Genomic DNA, 18,290 nt, shown 5'->3' with positions numbered 1-18,290 from the left:
TCTACTGTGTCTTGCCGGGCGTTGCCGGCGGCGTGGTGGGTTGCGCCTGCTGCTGGCGCAGCTGCGCGCGGCGCTGTTCGATGCGCTGGCGGATGGCTTCCATCTGCTCGTCGGTGGTCGACGTGGGCGGTGCAGGTGTCGTGGCTGGCGACGACGGGGTGGGCGTCATTGCAGACGGCGCGGATCCCTGTCCCTGCGTCGGGGGCGGAACCGTGGCTGGCATCGCCGCCGGCGCATTGTTGCCGCCGGTGGCGCGACCACCCGGCGCCGCCGATGGCGCAATGCCCGCCGGCGGCACGACAGGGTTCTGGCTGAGGAGCTGCGTCGGCGGCTGCCCACCGGCGCCGTCGAAGACGCGCAGTTCCAGTTCGCGGCGACCTTCCGGCCCGTCGAACACCGCCCGGCGCGGTCCCAGTTCGCTCAACTCCCAGCCCGGGAACCCCGCCGGCGATTCACCCACCTTTACCCGCAGCCCTTCCCCACCCTGCGCAGGCTGCACGATGGCCAGCTCCAGCGCCGGCGTGATCAGCACGCTGGTCAGCACCAGGTCGAAGGCGGGCGCGGCCGCCTCCTCGCCGGAGAGGAAGAACGGTTTGGGGCGACGATCTTCCGAGAACAGCGGGCGTGCCCCCACGTCGGCGTAACGGTCCAGCGCACCCAGACGCTCCGGCGGACTGGCGGGCAGGCGCGGCAGTGCCTGGACCAGGCCCGGATCCGCAGGCAGCGGCGTGATGCGGCTGCCCAGCCCGAACAGGGCCAGCACGGCCACCAGCACGGCCCAGCCCGCCACGACAGCGAGCAGCCAGGTACGCAGGTTCCAGGTGTCAGCGCGCACCGGGCGCCTCCTGGGCCACGACCGGGGAAGGCTTGAGATAGCCGTACAGGTCGAAGTTCACGTCCAGTCCGCCGCTGCCGCTCTCGCTGGCCTGGAACGCGTAGCGCTGCGCGAGGATGTTGAGGTTCTCGACGAACAGCCGCGGGCTGCCGGACTCGATCTGGTGCAGCACCGAGGCCAGTTCGGGCGCGCCGCAGCGCAGGCGGACCTGGACCACCACGCGCGGGTAGACCTCGCGGCCGGCCACGGCCAGCGGCGACTGGTTGGCGATGGCGCAACTGCGGTTGCCCGGGCTGGCCTGCTTGACGATGGTTTCCAACCGCTGCACCAGCCCGGCGGTGGCCAGTTCCACCGTGGCCTCCGGCAGGAAACCCGGGCGCTGGGCCTGCTGCGCCAGTGCGGCCGCGAGCTCGCGCTGCACCTGCGGGGCCTGCTGCAGCTGGGTGCGGATGCGCAGTTCGCGGTCGCGCAGTTCGTCCACGCGGGCGCCGACGTCCTGCATCGGTACCGTCCACCACGGATGCACCAGCACGAAGTAGCCCACCAGCAGCGCTGCCAGCAGCAGCGCCAGCGCCAGCCAGCGATCGCGGTCAGTCACGGCCGGCGGCATTCGCACCTCCCTGTGCATTGGCGGACGGATCCTGCTTGCCCAGCAGTTCGGCGGTCAGCGTGAAGCGGTCCATGCGCGTGCGCGGATCCGGCTGCAGGGCACCGCTCAGCGCCGGGTTGCGCCACAACGGCGAACCCTGCAGGCGAGCCACCAGCCCCGAGGCTTCCGGACTGAAGCCGATCAACGTCAACCGGTCGCCCTCGATGGCGAGTTTCTCGAGATAGGTGTTGTCGGGCAGCCGCCGGGTGACGTCGTCCATCACTTCCAGCGCGGTGGGACGACGGGCGCTGGTCTGGTTCAACACGGTCGTGCCGGCGACCAGGTCGACCAGTTGCTGCCGCTGCGCGGCCACCTGCCGCGCCGCATCGGCGCGAAGATCGACCTGGGCGGCGAACGCATCGGCCGCGGCCCGCCGGTTGTCCAGCACCACCCATGCCGCGAACCAGATGGCGACCACCGCGACCGCCGCGAGCGCGAGGTGCAGCCCACGCTGCGGCGCCTGCCGCGAGACGCGCGCCGGCTCGGGCAACAGGTTGAGGCCGAGGACCGTGCCGTCCGCCTCTTCCACGTCCGCGCCGGCCATGCCGCCCGCCAGTGGACCCAGTCCGGACAGCCCGGCGGTGAAGGCAGCGGTCGGCACCACGGCCAGTTCGACCTCGAGTTGACCATCCGCACGCACGGTCAGCACGCGCGCGTCGAAGCAGGCCTCGTTCGCGGCGAACGGCGTCTGCCGGTCGAGTTCGAAGGTCAGCACATCGCGCAACCGGTCCGCCGCCGCGGCCGGCAGCAGGAGCCGGCGGCGAAGCGCCATGCCGGCAGGGACCAGCCACCAGCGCGGCAATCCGGCCAGGCGGTTGCCAAGCAGGGACTGCAGTTCGTCGGACGTCACCGTCACCGGCAGCCGCGCGAGCATCTGCCGCCGGGTGCCATCCAGCCACGTCATCTCGATCTCGTCGTCGCGGCGCTGGAACAGCAGGCGGTCGCCGGTCAGTCCCAGCAGCACGCGCCAGCGCGCCGGCAACCAGGTCGCCAGCGCCTGTCCCCACCACGCGAGGAAACTGCGGGGACCCGGCCCGAGCCGTGCCCTGAGCCGCTGCAAGGTGTCGCGTACGCCGCTCATTGTGGTGACGCTCCCTCCTCCCAGCGCAACAAGGTATAGGCCGAACCCGGTACCGGGCTGGCACCCGCGCGCACCACCGTGCGAAGCGACGCCTCGCGGCCATCGGCCAGCCGCGCACGGCTCTCGATACTATACGTGCCGCTGCCGGTGCCGACGAGTTGGGGATTTACCGCGGCGCCCGCGGCATGGCGTTGCGCCAGCCACGCGGCCGAATCCACGCCCATCGCCTCCAGCACCGGGCCCTGCGCGTACATCGCATCGGGCTGCGCGCGCCCCGAGTAGAGGGTCAGGAAGGGGGCCAGCCGCGCATAGAGGTCCGGCGTCATGCCGAGCACCTGCTCGACTTCCGCGATGGTCTCGAACGGCGCGTCCTTGGCGCCGTAGTCGCGTCCCGCCGCCGCGTAGTCCGCGTCCTCCGCGCCGCCCACCGGCTGGGTCAGGCTGTCGCCGTCGCGCCAGTCGACGATGGCCGCCGCCAGCGCATCGCTCGCACCGGGCGGCTCGCCGAGCGCCTGCATCAGGCGCGACAGCAAGGGCACGTCGGCCTGGTTCAGGTCGATCTTGCCGGTCTCGTCCACGATGCGCACCTGCACATGCTGGCCATCGAAGGTCCAGGTGTACTGCCGCCCATTGGGCTGCCAGTGCGTCTCCGGATTGCGGTCGGACACGCGCACCAGGGCGTACTCGATGCCGGCACGCGCGATCTCCTGCGCCTGGGCGCCGCGGCTGCCCACCCGCGCCTGCAAGGCCTCCATGCGTGCGGTCAGCGCATAGGCACCGATCAGCGCGGTGAGCAGCGCCACCAGCCACAGCACGAGCAGCAGGGCGGCACCGCGCGCACGTTTCATGGCAGCACCGACGGGTTGCCGCCCGGCAGCAGGCCGCCGCCGGCGCCACCCTCGCTGCGGGCGAGCGTCACCACCAGGTCCGGCCAGCGCCCGCCGCGCACGGCTTCCATCTCCACCTTCACCTGCAGGGGCAGCATGTCGGACGTCTCCCAGCGGTCCTGCCAGGGACCGAGCCGGTTGTCCGCGTCGAGGCCGCGATAGCGGAAACGCACCGCCTTCAGGCCATCGGCGAGCCGTTCGGCGCGCAGCCCGCGCGCGGCAAGATCGATGTCCTCCAGCGACGCGTCCGGGCGCGCGACGGAGAACGCCACCTGCAGGCGCCCGGCGTCGTCCATCACCAGATCGTGCAGGTACGGTCCGCCGTAGCCGAGGTAATCCGGCAGGTCGGCCACGAACCGCATGCGCTGCGGCGTGCCGATGAAGCGCGCCTGCCGCAGGGTGCTGCGGTCGGTGGCGAACACGATGGGCTGCGCCGATGCCAGCCGCGCGCGCAGATAGCCGTGCACCGCGCGCATGCGTTCGCTCGCCTGCGCCATGTCCTCGCCCCGCGTGACCACCGCGGTGGAGGAGCGCAGCGTCGCGAAGGCCAGCGCCAGGCCCGCGGCCATCAGCACCAGCGCCACCAGCACCTCGATCAGCGTGAAGCCGCGCATCCGCGCGCGCATCACGGCGACACCGCCTGGTTGATGTCGCGCGGCGCCAGCCGCAACGTGCGCCATTCCATCGCCTGTCCACGCTCGCTGCCCCAGCGCACCGCCAGCCGCACGTCGAGCAGTTGCGGTGCGCCCGGGTCGAGCTGCGCACGCGCCGCCAGCGGATCGGCGAACGGGACGACGTCGAGCTGCCACTGGTAGCGGTCGCCTTCGAAACCGCCCTGCTGCCGTCCGGGCTGCAGTGCCTCCCCCGCGCCCAGCTGCGCCAGCAGCGACTGCGCATGCAACGTGGCGCGACTGCTGTCCGCCGAATCGCGCACCTGCCGGCTCGCACCGGACAGCGACCCGAGCAGCAGGCTCAGCGCGAGCGCCAGCAGGGCGAACGCGACGATCACCTCGAGCAGGGTGAAGCCGTGCTGGCGGCGGCGTGACGCGGTCATGGCGCCGGCACTTCGTCGCGGAACAACCGGGTCTCGCCGGTCAGCCAGGCCACGTCGATGCTCCACGCCGCCGTACCGGCCGACAGGGTGATGCGGCCACCGGTGGAACCGCCATCGGGAAAGAACAGCACGCCGCCCTCGCCCGCGCGCGCCTGCGCTTCGCGCGCGCCGGTGAAGCGCACCGACAAGCCGTCGTTGATGTCGCCGCGACGGTCGCCCGCCACTTCCCAGGCATGCGCACGCGGGTCGATGCGGAAACGCTGCGGCTGGCCGGTCGCGATGGCGCGCGCCCGCGTGTAGCGCAGCTGCGCAGCGATCTCCTTGGATTCGGAGCGCAGTCGCATGCCGTCCATGCCGCCGGTGAAGGCCATCGCCGCGAGGATGCCCGCCGCCGCGATCAGCGCCAGCACCAGCAGGGTCTCGAGCAGCGTGAAGCCGTCCATGTGGACGCGCGAGCGGCGTCCGTCGATGGATGAATGCGCAGCGCCGGCACGGAAGGCCACGACGACGGACGCCGTGCTTACTCGTTCTTGATGTCCGCGTTGACACTGTCGCCGCCGGGCTTGCCGTCGGCGCCCAAGCTGACCAGGTCGAAGCGCTGCGTTTCGCCGGGGATGCGGTACTCGATCGGGTTCTTCCACGGATCCTGCAACTCGCTCTCCTTCGCGTACGGCCCCAGCCAGCCCGTCGCGTTGCCCGGGTTGACCACCAGATCGGACAGCTGCGCCGGATAGCGTCCGGTGTCGAGCTGGTAGTTCTCGATCTTGCCGGCCAGCGTCTGCACCTGCGATTGCGCCAGCTTCACCTTGCCGCTGTCCGCACCGCCCATCACCCGGCTGCCGACCAGGACCAGGATGCCGCCGATCAGCACCAGCACGATGATGATCTCGAGCAGGCTGAAACCCTGTTGCGAGCGCGGGGCGTGGAAGGCTTTCGTCGGACGCATGCGGGACATGGCGGTGGACTCTCCGGTGGTTCTCAGTTGATGGCGCCGGTCAGATCGTACAGCGGGACCAGCACGGCGATGATGACGACGCCGACCACCGCGGCCAGGACCAGCGTGATGGCGGGAACGAGGGCGGCCAGCATACGGTCCAGCACCTGAGCGGTTTCCTGCTCGAAGGTTTCGGCGGTCTTCAGCAACATGCCGTCGAGCGCGCCCGACTCCTCGCCCACCTGGATCATCTGCAACGCCAGCCGCGGGAAGCGCTTGCCCTTGCCGAGCGAGGTGGACAGGCCATGGCCGTTCTTCACATCCTCGGCCGCGGCATCCACATCCGCCGCCAACGCCCGGTTGCCCAGCACGTTGCGGGCGATACCGAGGGCGGTGAGCAATGGAACGCCGTTCTTCAGCAGCGTACCCAGCGTGCGCGCCAGCCGCGCCGTTTCCAGGCGTGCCAGTAGCGGTCCGACCAGGGGCCGCCCGAGCAGCCAGGCATCCAGACGGTCGCGGAACGCCGGATCGCGGCGACGGCGATCGAACCACAGCAGCGCCACCGCAGGCACGGCGACCAGCACGAACCAGTAGTCGCGCACGAACGCACCCACCCACAGCACCCCGCGCGTGAACCAGGGCAGCGCCACGTCCAGGCTCTCGTACATCACCGCGAACTGCGGCACCACGTAGCCCAGCAGGAACAGCAGCGCGAAACCGACCACGACCAGCAGGATCGCCGGATACACCAGCGCGTTGACCACGCGGCCCTTCAGCGCACGGCTGCGCTCCAGGTAATCGCCGAGCCGCTGAAGGGTGTCATGCAGGCTGCCACCCGCTTCGCCCGCGCGCACCATGTTGATATAGAGCCGCGAGAACAGGCCGTGCTGCCGGTCCAGCGCCGCCGACAGCGGCGCACCGCCGCGCACGGCGTCGCGGATGTCGGTGATGACGCGACGCGCCTTTTCGTCTTCGGGCAGGTCCAGCAGGATGCCCAGCGCGCGATCCAGCGGCTGTCCCGCACCCAGCAACGTGGCCAGCTGCTGCGTGAACTGCACCAGCCGGTCGCCGGCGAACGCGTTGGGTCGCCACAGTTGCCGCCAGTTCGTGCCACCGCCGGCGACGGCAAGCGCGGCCTCGACGGGCAGGTGTCCCTGTTCCTGCAGGCGAGCCACGACTTCGGCATCGCTGGCGGCCTCCATCTGGCCGTCCAGCATTTCACCGTGCGCATTGAGGGCCTTGTAACGGTAGAGCGGCATGCCGGCGACAGAAGCGGGAATGCGCCAACTTACCGTATTCCCCCGCCCAGCGTCATGCGCGGGCATCACACCGCGCAACACCGCGACCCCGGTTGCACGGGGCCGCGGTGTTGCCGGTCACCGATACATCAGGGAGCGGTGAAGCTGCCGCGCACGCTGACGTTGGAGAACGCCGTCTTGCCCACCAGCGACACGTAGTAGGTGCCGGCCTGCGGGTTGGCGATGTTGACCACTTCATTGTTGCCCGGGCGCACCGAACGCAGGTCGTAGTTCGTCGCCGTGGCCGCACTGCCGAACTTCACGTAGACGTCGGCATTGCCGCTGCCACCGAAGCTGATGAACGACAGGTTCTTCGCCCCCGCCGGCACCACCAGTGCGTACTGCACCACCGCATCCTTGGCGCCGGTGTTGCCGCCGATGGCCACGTTGTTGGTGAGCGGGGTCGCCGTCGGCGGTTCGCCGCCGCCCATGACCGCCTGCACCGCGGCCGCGGCATTGACGATGCCCGCACCGATCGGACGGTTGGCCGGCGGCGCGACCGGGAACGGGCGCGCGGTGGACTTCAGGACCGCCAGCACCTGCGCCGGCGTCAGCGGCGTTTCCGCCACGCTCTGCATCAGCGCGACGACGGCCGCCACATGCGGTGCCGCCATCGAGGTACCGCCCATGCCGAAGTACGTTTCGGTGGTCGGAACCGTCGTGCCCGCATTGCCGGCGGACCAGACGTAGCCGCCCGGATTGCCGTCGACGCTGCCGCCGCCGCCCGGCGCGGAGATGTCGATGCGCGTGCCGTAGTTGGAATACGAGGCGATGCCGCCGGTGATGCGCGTGGCGCCCACGGTGATCACGCCGGCACAGTTGCCGGGCGAGAAGCCGTTGACGTTGCTTGCATCGTTGCCTGCGGCCACCACGACGGTGCTGCCGTTGGCGATGGCGACGTTGAACGCGTTCTGTTCGACCGCGCTGCAGGCACCCGACCCGCCGAGGCTGAGGTTGATGACCTCGGCCGGATTGGCGTTCGCAGGCACGCCGGCCACGGTACCGCCCGAGGCCCAGATCACCGCGTCGGAAATGTCGGAGGTGTAGCCGCCGCAGCGGCCCAGCACGCGCGCCGGCACGACCTTGGCGTTGAACGCGCCACCCGCCATGCCCTTCGCGTTGTTGCTGACCTCGGCGACGGTGCCGGCCACGTGCGTGCCGTGCCAGCTGCTGTCCTGCACCGGCGAGCCGGCGTAGCACTCGCCCGCCACGGGATTCCAGTCGCCCTCGTCGCGCGGATTCGCATCGCGTCCGTCGCCGTCGCGCGAGACGAACGTGTCGCTGATGAAGTCGTAGCCCGGCAGGATGTTGGCGTCCATGTCGCTGTGCGCGGTGATGCCGGTGTCCAGCACGGCGACGACGACACCGGCGCCCGTCGCGTTGTCCCAGGCCGCCGGCAGGTTGATGCCGCCGACCGGATCCTTGAAATGCCACTGGTACTGGTTGTAGTAGGTGTCGTTGGGCACCAGGCGCGCATAGCGCTTCGCATCCACTTCGACGAACTCGACTTCCGGATCGGTCGCCAACTGGCGCAGCAGGCTCTCCGCCTCCACGCGGTCCAGCTTGCGCGAGGTCTGCACCAACTCGGCGCCGATGCCGAGGCGGCGCAGCTTCGCCGCGCTGACCGCCTTGCCGTTCGACGGCGCGAGCGAAGCGCGCGATACCGCGCCCACCAGCGAGCGCTGCAACGTGGCGCTGCTGGTACGCGCGCTGCTGCCATCGCGGTACTTCACGATGAAACGGTCGTAGGTTTCGCCGTCGCGCAGGCCGGCGGTGCTGACGTCGCCGGCGGATGCGGTCGCCGCGAAGGCTCCGAATGTGACTATTGCGGCGAGTGCAGCAACAAGGGGACGACGACGCGAAACGCGTGATGAGGATTTTCGATTCACTTGACCTGCTCCATGTCTACAAGGATGAACGAACTGGGTAACCCGTTTACAACGTGCTTACTCAACGACTTGCGACTTCCGTTTCAAGGTGTGCTGCAAGTACCCCTGTTTACCTGCCACAGCACTCTTCACGCAGCGAACACATCCTCTATACACGGCCTACACGTGGATTTAACGCCTTGTTTTCAGCTGTTTCGTCGCGCTGGAACGAACGTAGCAAATCTCTCGCAAATTGCACAACGCGGATGTAGTGTTCGATCACACGGAGTTGTTGAGCGTCATCTCGGGACGAGGGGATGGGGAATGCGGGAATCTTTTGTCGGCGCTATTTCTTGTTTCGCTGTTTCACTTGCACGTCTTGCATTTCGCATTGCGCCTGCATCGCTTTCCTCGCGCATGCCGCGCCGCGTTCGCGGACGGCAGCAGAACACGCACCCTCTCTTCCTCGTCGCGTCCGCCGCTTCGTGCAACGCGGTCATGTGTCGCCCCTGTCGCATGCCGCGCTGTCATTTCCCCTGACGTAGTCCGCCTCGAATTCCCGTGCCGCCTCCTGGCCCGGGCGCTGTCGTATTCCCCCGAAAACACAGAATGAAGGACGTGATCCATGAACAGGATTTACAGCAAGGTGTGGAACCCTTCCCTTGGCATGCTGGTGGTGGCCTCGGAGTTCGCGCGTCGCGCGCACGGCGTGATGTCGTCCGGTGCGCGCGTGCGTGCGCGGCTCGGCGTGACGCTGCTGGTCTCGGCCCTGCTCGCAGGTGCGCCGTTCGGCGCGGCATTGGCCCACGACAAACAGAAAGGCCAACCGCAGAACGACAAGCCGCAGATCGGAACGGGTCCCGCCTTCTGCGTGGATTCGCGTGGGAATCCCATCATCGATGGACGTCCCGGTGAGAACGCCGTGTCGTGCGGCGACAACGTCGACGCGTCCGGTCGCCATGCGGTCGCGGTCGGCTACAAGAGCATTGCCAACAAGGCGGGCGCCACCGCGGTCGGCGGCTATGCCGAAGCAAAGGGCGTGAACGCGACCGCCGTGGGCTACGACAGCAGTGCGACCGCGCAGGGTGCGACGGCGCTGGGCAGCCAGAGCAATGCGACGGGCGCGAATGCGACCGCGGTCGGCACGCTGGCGAACGCGACGGGCGCCGGCGCGAGTGCCGTGGGCACCGGCAGCCGTGCCACGGGCGCGTACGCCGGCGCGTTCGGCAGTTCGTCTACGGCCTCGGGCACGCAGGCACTGGCCGCCGGTCACACCAGCACGGCGACCGGCATCGCCACCGTCGCGGTCGGCGGATTCGCCAACGCGTCTGGCAGTTTCGATACGGCGGTCGGCTATGGTGCGGATGCCAGTGGCGGCGACAGCACGGCATTGGGTTCCGGCTCCATCGCGACGGGATACAACAGCGTCGCCGTCGGTGGATCGCTGCTCGGCCTGCTGCCGACTGAAGCCTCCGGCGACTTCTCGACCGCGGTCGGTGGCGGCGCCTGGGCGCCGGGCACGAATGCCACGGCGATCGGCAATCTCGCATCGGCCAGCGCCAACAACAGCGTGGCGCTGGGTGGCGATTCCGTCGCCGACCGGGAAGATTCCGTTTCCGTCGGTCGTGCCGGCGGCGAGCGGCAGATCACCAACGTAGCCGCGGGCACGGAAGGCACCGATGCGGTGAACCTCGATCAATTGAATGCTGTGGCCGAAGCGTCGGAGAACGCCACGCGCTACTTCAAGGCCAACGGTACGAATGACGGTACGGATGACGCGGTCGCCAATGGCGACTACGCCACGGCCTCCGGCTCCGCCGCGCTCGCCGATGGCGTCGGTGCGACGGCGACGGGTTCCGGTGCGTTCGCACTGGCCAACGGTGCCACCGCCTCCGGCTTCAACGCGACGGCGACAGGTGCGAACAGCGTCGCCAATGGTGCCGGTGCACAGGCAGCAGGCGCAGGCGCGGTTGCCGTGGGCGGACAGCGTCAGCTGCTCGACGAGAACGGCGATCCGATACTCGATGCGGACGGCAATCCGGTCTACGCCAGCACGGAAGCGACGGCGGATGACGCCACCGCTGTCGGTGCAGGCGCGGTCGCCGGTGAAGTCGGCGCCAGTGCAGTGGGCGCGGGCGCGAATGCTTCAGGTGCCTACTCTTCAGCGATTGGCACCGAAGCATCGGCATCGGGCACGCAGGCCACGGCGGTCGGTTTCCGCAGCGATGCATCGGATGATGCAGCCACCGCCATCGGTGGCTACAGCAGCGCCTCCAGCTTCGGCGCCTCAGCCTTCGGCTACGGCGCGGAAGCCAGCGCCGACAGCGCCACGGCGCTGGGCTTCGGCGCGGTCGCCAGCAACTTCGACAGTACTGCGCTGGGCTCCAATGCCATCGCCAGCGGCGACAACAGCGTGGCGGTGGGTGGTGCGTTCTTCGGCTTCCTGCCGACCGAAGCCTCTGGCGACTACTCCGTCGCCGTCGGCGGCGGTGCGTATACACCCGGCTTCAATTCGGTCGCGCTGGGCAACCTGGCCACCGCCGAAGCCGACAACAGCGTGGCCATCGGTGGCGATTCGATCGCCGACCGCGAGGACACCGTGTCGGTCGGCAGCGCGGGCAGCGAACGGCAGATCACCAACGTGGCCGCGGGTACGGAGGGTACCGATGCGGTGAACGTGGACCAGTTGAACGAAGTCGCCGAGGCTTCGGAGAACGCCACGCGCTACTTCAAGGCCAATGGTGCAGAGGATGGCACCGATGACGCCACCGCCACTGGCGATTACGCCACGGCATCCGGCTCGGCGGCCTTCGCCGACGGCATCGGCGCCACCGCGACCGGCTCCGGCGCGTTCGCACTGGCGGACGGTGCGACGGCGACCGGCTTCAACGCCACGGCCACCGGTGCGAACAGCGTCGCCAACGGCAGCAGTGCGGAGGCCAGTGGCGATTCCAGCATCGCCATCGGCGGCTCGGTGGATGCCTTCGACGCCGACGGCAATCCGATCAACGTCAACACGGTGGCGTCCGGTCTCGGCGCGACGGCGGTCGGTTCCGGCAGCCTGGCCTCGGGACTCGGCAGCTCCTCGTTCGGCGTGCTCAGCGAAGCGAGCGGCGAAGCGAGTTCCGCGTTCGGCTACGGCAGCACGGCGACCGGTTCGTATGCGTCGAGCTTCGGCCACGCGAGCGGTGCGACCGGCGACTACAGCGTCGCGGTCGGCGGACCGGCGGACCTGATCCCCGGCTTCGGCCTGCTGGTCTATACGCAGGCCAGCGGGTTCAGCGCTGCAGCCTTCGGTGCCGGCGCGATCGCGGCCGGCGACTACAGCCTGGCGGCCGGCAGCCTGTCGGAGGCGTCGGGCATCGAAAGCACGGCCGCCGGCTTCTTCTCCTACGCGCCTGGCGATTACGCCACCGCGCTGGGTGCGGAGTCCTGGGCCAGCGGCGACAACAGCACGGCCGTCGGCTTCTACAGCACGGCGCTGGGCGACAACAGCGTGGCGCTCGGCGCCAACTCGACGGCCGACCGCGACAACACGGTGTCGGTCGGCGACGTGGGCAGCGAGCGGCAGATCACCAACGTGGCCGCCGGTACCGAGGGAACGGATGCGGTGAACCTGGACCAGCTCAACGCCGTGGCCGATGCCTCGGAGAACGCCACGCGCTACTTCAAGGCGAACGGTGCGAATGACGGTACCGACGACGCCGTCGCCAACGGCGACTACGCCACGGCGTCCGGCTCCGCGGCAGTGGCCGATGGCGTCGGCGCGACGGCGACGGGTTCCGGTGCGTTCGCACTGGCCAACGGCGCAACGGCCAGTGGCTTCAACGCTACGGCGACCGGCGAGAACAGCGTTGCTAGCGGTGCCGGCGCGCAGGCGGCGGGATCAGGCGCCATCGCGGTCGGCGGGCAGCGTCAGTTGCTCGACGAAGACGGCAATCCGCTGCTCGATGAGGACGGCAATCCCGTCTACGCCAGCACGGCGGCCACGGCAGACGATGCCACGGCCGTGGGTGCAGGCGCGGTCGCCGGCGAAGTCGGCGCAAGCGCAGTAGGCGCAGGTGCGACGGCATCGGGCGCCTACTCGTCCGCGGTCGGAACCGAAGCATCAGCGTCAGGCATCCAGGCCACGGCCGTCGGTTTCCGCAGCGACGCGTCCGACGACGCCGCCACCGCCATCGGCGGTTACAGCAGCGCCTCCAACTTCGGTGCCTCGGCGTTCGGCTACGGCGCGGAAGCCAGCGGCGGCAGTTCCACCGCGCTCGGCTTCGGCGCGGTCGCCAGCAACTTCGACAGCACGGCGCTGGGCTCCAACGCCATCGCCAGTGGCGACAACAGCGTGGCGGTGGGCGGTGCGTTCTTCGGTTTCCTGCCGACCGAAGCCTCTGGCGACTATTCGGTCGCCGTCGGTGGCGGTGCGTATACACCCGGCTTCAATTCGGTCGCGCTGGGCAACCTGGCCACCGCCGAAGCCGACAACAGTGTGGCCATCGGTGGCGATTCGATCGCCGACCGCGAAGATACCGTGTCGGTCGGCAGTGCGGGCAGCGAACGGCAGATCACCAATGTCGCCGCCGGCACGGAAGGCACCGATGCGGTGAATCTGGACCAGTTGAACGCGGTCGCCGAGGCGTCGGAGGACGCCACGCGCTACTTCAAGGCCAATGGCGCCAATGACGGAACGGATGACGCCACCGCCAACGGCGACTACGCAACGGCATCCGGCTCTGCCGCACTCGCCGATGGCGTTGGCGCAACGGCGACCGGCTCCGGTGCGTTCGCACTGGCGGACGGTGCAACCGCCACCGGCTTCAACGCCACGGCCACCGGCAGCAACAGCGTCGCCAACGGCGCAGGTGCACAGGCAGCGGGCGCAGGCTCGGTTGCCGTGGGCGGACAGCGCCAGCTGTTCGACGAGAACGGCGATCCGCTCCTCGATGCCGACGGCAACCCGGTCTACGCCAGCACCGAGGCGACGGCGGACGACGCCACCGCGGTCGGCGCCGGCGCCATTGCCGGCGAGGTCGGCGCGAGTGCCATCGGTGCCGGTGCGAATGCGTCCGGCGCCTACGCCACCGCAGTGGGCACGGAAGCCTCCGCCTCGGAAACGCAGTCCACCGCGGTGGGCTTCCGCAGCAGTGCGGGCGGCCTGGCCTCCACCACCGTCGGCGGCTACAGCAGCGCGGGTGGCGACTTCGCCTCGGCGTTCGGCTACGGCGCCGATGCGGCCGGCGGCGGTGCGACCGCGGTCGGCGAAGGCGCGAGCGCGGGCGGTGACGAGAGCACGGCCGTCGGCGGCACCACGTTCTTCGGCCTGATCAACACGCGCGCCAGCGGGACCGGCAGTTCGGCGTTCGGCAACGGCGCCTGGGCCACCGGCGAGTACAGCACCGCGCTCGGCCACAACAGCTACGCCGACGGCGACGACAGCGTGGCGGTGGGCGTGAATTCGGTGGCAGCGGCGACGAACAGCGTCGCGATCGGTGCTAACTCGTGGAACGACCGCGACGACACCGTATCGGTCGGCGACGTGGGTGCGGAACGGCAGATCACCAACGTCGCGGCCGGTACCGAGGGCACGGATGCGGTGAACCTCGACCAGCTGAATGCGATCGCCAACGCCTCGGAAAACGCCACGCGCTACTTCAAGGCGAACGGTGAAGGCGACGGCAGCGACGATGCCACCGCCAACGGCGACTACGCGACCGCCTCAGGTTCGGCCGCACTGGCCGATGGCGTCGGTGCGACCGCCACCGGCTCCGGTGCGTTCGCGCTGGCCGACGGCGCCACCGCGACCGGCTTCAACGCCACCGCCACCGGCGCGAACAGCGTCGCCAGCGGCGCGGGCGCGCAGGCGGCAGGGACGGGCTCGGTCGCAGTCGGCGGACAGCGCCAGTTGCTCGACGAGGACGGCGAACCGCTCCTGGATGCCGACGGCGATCCGGTCTACGCCAGCACCGAAGCGACGGCGGACGACGCGACGGCCCTCGGCGCAGGTGCAGTCGCCAGCGATACCGGCGCGACCGCGACGGGTGCCGGTGCCACGGCATCCGGTGCCTATGCCACCGCCACCGGCACCGAGAGCTCGGCATCGGGGCTGCAGGCCACGGCCGCCGGCTTCCGCAGCGACGCCTCCGGCGACGGGTCGGCGGCCATCGGCAGCTACAGCAATGCATCCGCCTTCGCCGCGTCGGCGTTCGGCTACGGCGCGGAAGCGTCGCAGGAAAGCGCGACCGCACTGGGCTTCGGTGCCGTGGCGAGCAACTACGACAGCACGGCGCTGGGCTCGAACGCCATCGCCAGCGGCGACAACAGCGTGGCCGTGGGCGGTGCGTTCTTCGGCTTCCTGCCGACCGAAGCGTCCGGCGACTACTCGGTCGCCGTCGGTGGCGGCGCCTACACACCGGGCGTCAACTCGGTGGCCGTCGGCAACCTCGCCACCGCCGCAGCCGACAACAGCGTCGCCATCGGCGGCGATTCGGTCGCCGACCGCGAGGACACCGTCTCCGTGGGCAGCGCCGGCAGCGAGCGGCAGGTCACCAACGTCGCGGCCGGCACCCAGGCCACCGACGCGGTAAACCTGTTCCAGCTGAGCTCCGTCGCCAGTGCGCTCGGCGGCGGTGCGGGCTTCTCCGGTGGCACCTTCATCGCGCCGAGCTACACGATCCAGGGCACGTCGTACAACAACGTGGGCGCGGCATTCACTGCCGTCGACGCCAAGCTCAACGAGTTGTATGGCATGTACAGCGGATCGGGCAGCAGCACGACGACGGCTTCCGCCGGCACCGCGCCGCCTACGCAGGCCAGCCAGGGCCAGGTGGCCGGCGAGACGGCAGCGGCGGCGGGCACCGGTGGTACCGCATCGTCACCGACGCGTGGCACGGCCACGACCACGGATGCTGCCGGCAGCGGCGCCGTGGCCAGCAGCCAACCTGCTGTCGCAACACCGACGGATGCCACCGCGGCAGCCGACGTTCCCGCCGCGGCCGCGTCCTACGCCGATGCGGGCGACGCCAACACGCTCAGCAGCGCACAGTCCTACACCGACCAGTCCTCGGCGAGCACGCTGGCCAGCGCGAAGGCCTACGCCGACTTCCAGGTCAAGGCGCTGGAGGACGACTTCAACGCCTTCCGAGGCGATGTGGACCGCCGCTTCTCCGAGCAGGATCGCCGTCTGGACAAGATGGGCGCAATGAGCTCGGCGATGTTGAACATGGCGATCAACGCCGCCGGCAGCCGCAGTCCGCGTGGACGGGTCGCCGTGGGCGCGGGTTGGCAGAACGGCCAGAACGCCCTGTCGGTGGGCTATTCGAAGCCGATCGGCGAGCGCGCCTCGTTCAGCATCGGCGGCGCGTTCAGCGGCGACGAGAAGTCCGCGGGTGTCGGCTTCGGTATCGATCTGTAAACCGGTCGTCTTCATGAAGAAGGGCCCGGCAATGCCGGGCCCTTTCTTTTTCTCGTGTGCCCGGCGTCAGTCGCAGGCCATGCGTCCCTTCGGCAGCACGCGCGGATTGCCGATCGCGAAATGCGTCACCGGCTTCTCCCACATTTCAAACGACGAGATGCCGGGCGTCACGCCGCAGCTGCTGGTGTAGGTGAACTGCTCGCCGTCGGTCGAGACGTACAGGTCGAACTTGACCGCCTCGGCCAGTGTGCTGCTGACCATCAGTGTGGTCTGCGTGGCGTCGCCGCTGCGGGTGGCGCGCAGGTTGCCCGGTGCATCACCGGCTGGCGCGGAGGCGACCACCTTGCCGTCGACGACCTCGACCTGAAGCGCCAACGACGGCGACGCATCGCCTATCGCGAAGCCCGCCGGCAGTTCGCCGCGCGCCAGCGTCTTCGGCGCGGGCTTGGCTGCCGACGCGAGGGCCGGCAGCGCGCACATCGCCACCAACAGGGTTCCTGCCAGCCTCCGCTTCATCGCCTCAACCCTCCTCGGTGACGCGCAGCACTTCCTCGATGGTGGTCTCGCCGGACAGCGCCTTGACGATGCCGTCTTCGTACATGGTCCGCATGCCGTTCTCGCGCGCCAACTGTTCGATCTCGCCCATGCCGGCGTGGCGCATGATGGCGCGGCGGATGCCGTCGTTCATCACCAGGAACTCGACGATGGTGGTGCGGCCGAGATAGCCGGTCGGCGCGATGGCCGACCCGCGCGGGCGGTACAGGAAGATCTCGCCCTGCGGCTGGAAGCGACGCAGGCCGAACTTCTCGATCTCTTCTGGCGATGCGGCGTACTTCTCCGCATGCGTCGGCTCCAGCCGGCGCACCAGGCGCTGGGCGAGGATGCCGTTGATGGTGGAGGTCATCAGGTAGTCCTCCACCCCCATGTCGAGCATGCGCGTGATGCCGCCGGCCGCGTTGTTGGTGTGCAGCGTGCTGAGCACCAGGTGGCCGGTCAGCGCGGACTGGATGGCGATGCGCGCGGTCTCGAGGTCGCGCATTTCGCCGATCATGATGATGTCCGGGTCCTGGCGGACGATGCTGCGCAGTGCATGCGCAAAGTCGAGCCCGATCTGCGGCTTGGCCTGGATCTGGTTGATGCCTTCGATCTGGTACTCGACCGGATCCTCGACCGTGATGATCTTGACGTCCGGCGTGTTGAGCTTGCTCAGTGCGGTGTACAGCGTGGTCGTCTTGCCCGAGCCTGTCGGACCGGTGACCAGCAGGATGCCGTGCGGCTGCTCCAGCACCTTCTGGAACTGCGGCAGGAAGGCATCGGTGAAGCCGAGCTTCTTGAAATCGAACACCACCGTCTCGCGGTCGAGCAGGCGCATCACCACGCTCTCGCCGTGCGCGGTGGGCACGGTGCTCACGCGCAGGTCCAGTTCCTTGCCCTGCACGCGCAGCATGATGCGGCCGTCCTGCGGCAGGCGGCGCTCGGCAATGTTGAGCTTGGCCATGATCTTGACGCGGCTGATCACGGCCGCGGTGAGGTTGGCGGGCGGACTTTCGCCCTCCTCCAGCACGCCGTCGATGCGGTAGCGCACCTTCAGCCGGTTCTCGAACGGCTCGATGTGGATGTCGGAGGCGCGCAGTTCCACCGCGCGCTGGATGACCAGATTGACCAGGCGGATGACCGGCGCCTCGGACGCGAGGTCGCGCAGGTGCTCGACATCGTCCAGGTCGGCAGTGGTTTCGCCATCCGCATTCTCGACGATGGCGCCCATCGCGCTGCGGCCTTGGCCGTAGTAGCGCTCGATGAGGTCGCTGATTTCCGAACGCAACGCGACCTGCGGCCGGATGGCGCGGCCGGTGGCCAGCCGCACGGCATCGAGTGCGTAGCGGTCCTGCGGATCCGCCATCAGCAGGTCGATGTGGGTCTCGTCCTCGCCCACCGGGCAGACATGGAACTGCTTGAGGAAGCGCTGCGACAGCAGCACCGATTCCGGCGGCGCCTCCGGCGCGTCCTTGGCGTTGACCAGCGGCAGCCCGAGCACGTCGGCCACGGTCTCGGCGTGGTCGCGCTCGGACACAAGACCGAGCCGCGACAGCAGCGCCAGCAGGCCGCCACCCGCCTCTTCCCGCAACCGCCGCGCCCGCGCCAGGTCGGCTTCCTTCAGCCGTCCACGCGCCAGCAGCGCCGCGACGATGCGCTCGTCGTCGGAAAGCGGATTGTCGAGCGCGGCTGCGTCCACGTACGGCGTCCTGGGGCCTGTTAACGCCCCGGACTTTATCAGGTGC

At 69.7% G+C, this 18,290-nt stretch carries 13 protein-coding genes; 1 reads left to right on the top strand and 12 read right to left on the bottom strand.

Annotated features, from left to right (window positions below; translation table 11 throughout):
• Nucleotide 1: 1 nt before the first annotated feature.
• The 10 genes from ACGHX3_RS03805 to ACGHX3_RS03760 all read right to left on the bottom strand — a co-directional run bounded on the left by ACGHX3_RS03805 (nt 2) and on the right by ACGHX3_RS03760 (nt 8,627).
• A complete protein-coding gene (locus ACGHX3_RS03805) occupies nt 2–835 on the bottom strand; it encodes a hypothetical protein (protein WP_394696450.1) in 834 nt (277 codons plus the stop codon).
• Nucleotides 825–1,445, bottom strand: a complete 621-nt coding sequence (gene gspM / locus ACGHX3_RS03800; RefSeq protein WP_394696449.1) for a type II secretion system protein GspM — start codon at nt 1,443–1,445, stop codon at nt 825–827. Before gspM ends, ACGHX3_RS03805 begins: the two co-directional genes overlap by 11 nt.
• Nucleotides 1,426–2,565, bottom strand: coding sequence for a PilN domain-containing protein (locus ACGHX3_RS03795; RefSeq protein WP_394696448.1), 1,140 nt, complete (start codon nt 2,563–2,565; stop codon nt 1,426–1,428). Before ACGHX3_RS03795 ends, gspM begins: the two co-directional genes overlap by 20 nt.
• Nucleotides 2,562–3,413: a general secretion pathway protein GspK gene (locus ACGHX3_RS03790; RefSeq protein WP_394696447.1), complete on the bottom strand. Its 852-nt coding sequence runs from the start codon at nt 3,411–3,413 to the stop codon at nt 2,562–2,564. Before ACGHX3_RS03790 ends, ACGHX3_RS03795 begins: the two co-directional genes overlap by 4 nt.
• Entirely contained in the window at nt 3,410–4,081 is a 672-nt protein-coding gene (locus ACGHX3_RS03785) for a prepilin-type N-terminal cleavage/methylation domain-containing protein (RefSeq protein WP_313929283.1), read from the bottom strand. Before ACGHX3_RS03785 ends, ACGHX3_RS03790 begins: the two co-directional genes overlap by 4 nt.
• Nucleotides 4,078–4,506 (bottom strand): prepilin-type N-terminal cleavage/methylation domain-containing protein, encoded by a 429-nt coding sequence (locus ACGHX3_RS03780; RefSeq protein ID WP_213601025.1) that lies wholly within the window; start codon nt 4,504–4,506, stop codon nt 4,078–4,080. Before ACGHX3_RS03780 ends, ACGHX3_RS03785 begins: the two co-directional genes overlap by 4 nt.
• Entirely contained in the window at nt 4,503–4,949 is a 447-nt protein-coding gene (locus ACGHX3_RS03775; protein ID WP_394697233.1) for a GspH/FimT family protein, read from the bottom strand. Before ACGHX3_RS03775 ends, ACGHX3_RS03780 begins: the two co-directional genes overlap by 4 nt.
• A 77-nt stretch (nt 4,950–5,026) precedes the next feature.
• Nucleotides 5,027–5,452 (bottom strand): type II secretion system major pseudopilin GspG, encoded by a 426-nt coding sequence (gene gspG, locus ACGHX3_RS03770; protein WP_238391178.1) that lies wholly within the window; start codon nt 5,450–5,452, stop codon nt 5,027–5,029.
• A gap of 32 nt (nt 5,453–5,484) precedes the next feature.
• The gene (locus ACGHX3_RS03765; protein WP_394696446.1) at nt 5,485–6,699 is read right to left on the bottom strand and encodes a type II secretion system F family protein; all 1,215 of its coding nucleotides are present in this window, start codon (nt 6,697–6,699) and stop codon (nt 5,485–5,487) included.
• Nucleotides 6,700–6,827: 128 nt separating this feature from the next.
• The gene (locus ACGHX3_RS03760) at nt 6,828–8,627 is read right to left on the bottom strand and encodes a S8 family peptidase (protein WP_394696445.1); all 1,800 of its coding nucleotides are present in this window, start codon (nt 8,625–8,627) and stop codon (nt 6,828–6,830) included.
• A 604-nt stretch (nt 8,628–9,231) separates the two neighbouring features.
• Here ACGHX3_RS03760 and ACGHX3_RS03755 point away from each other — a divergent pair.
• Nucleotides 9,232–16,011 (top strand): ESPR-type extended signal peptide-containing protein, encoded by a 6,780-nt coding sequence (locus tag ACGHX3_RS03755; protein WP_394696444.1) that lies wholly within the window; start codon nt 9,232–9,234, stop codon nt 16,009–16,011.
• A gap of 66 nt (nt 16,012–16,077) precedes the next feature.
• On the opposite strand, the gene ACGHX3_RS03750 is transcribed toward ACGHX3_RS03755, so the two are convergent.
• Nucleotides 16,078–16,527, bottom strand: a complete 450-nt coding sequence (locus ACGHX3_RS03750; protein ID WP_394696443.1) for a hypothetical protein — start codon at nt 16,525–16,527, stop codon at nt 16,078–16,080.
• Nucleotides 16,528–16,531: 4 nt separating this feature from the next.
• Complete coding sequence (gspE, locus tag ACGHX3_RS03745) at nt 16,532–18,244, bottom strand: type II secretion system ATPase GspE (protein WP_394696442.1); 1,713 nt, start codon at nt 18,242–18,244, stop codon at nt 16,532–16,534.
• Between the last annotated feature and the right edge of the window lie 46 nt (nt 18,245–18,290).

The organism is Pseudoxanthomonas japonensis (assembly GCF_043632995.1).
Lineage (GTDB): Bacteria > Pseudomonadota > Gammaproteobacteria > Xanthomonadales > Xanthomonadaceae > Pseudoxanthomonas_A > Pseudoxanthomonas_A japonensis.
This window is presented reverse-complemented; position numbering and strand designations above follow the sequence as displayed.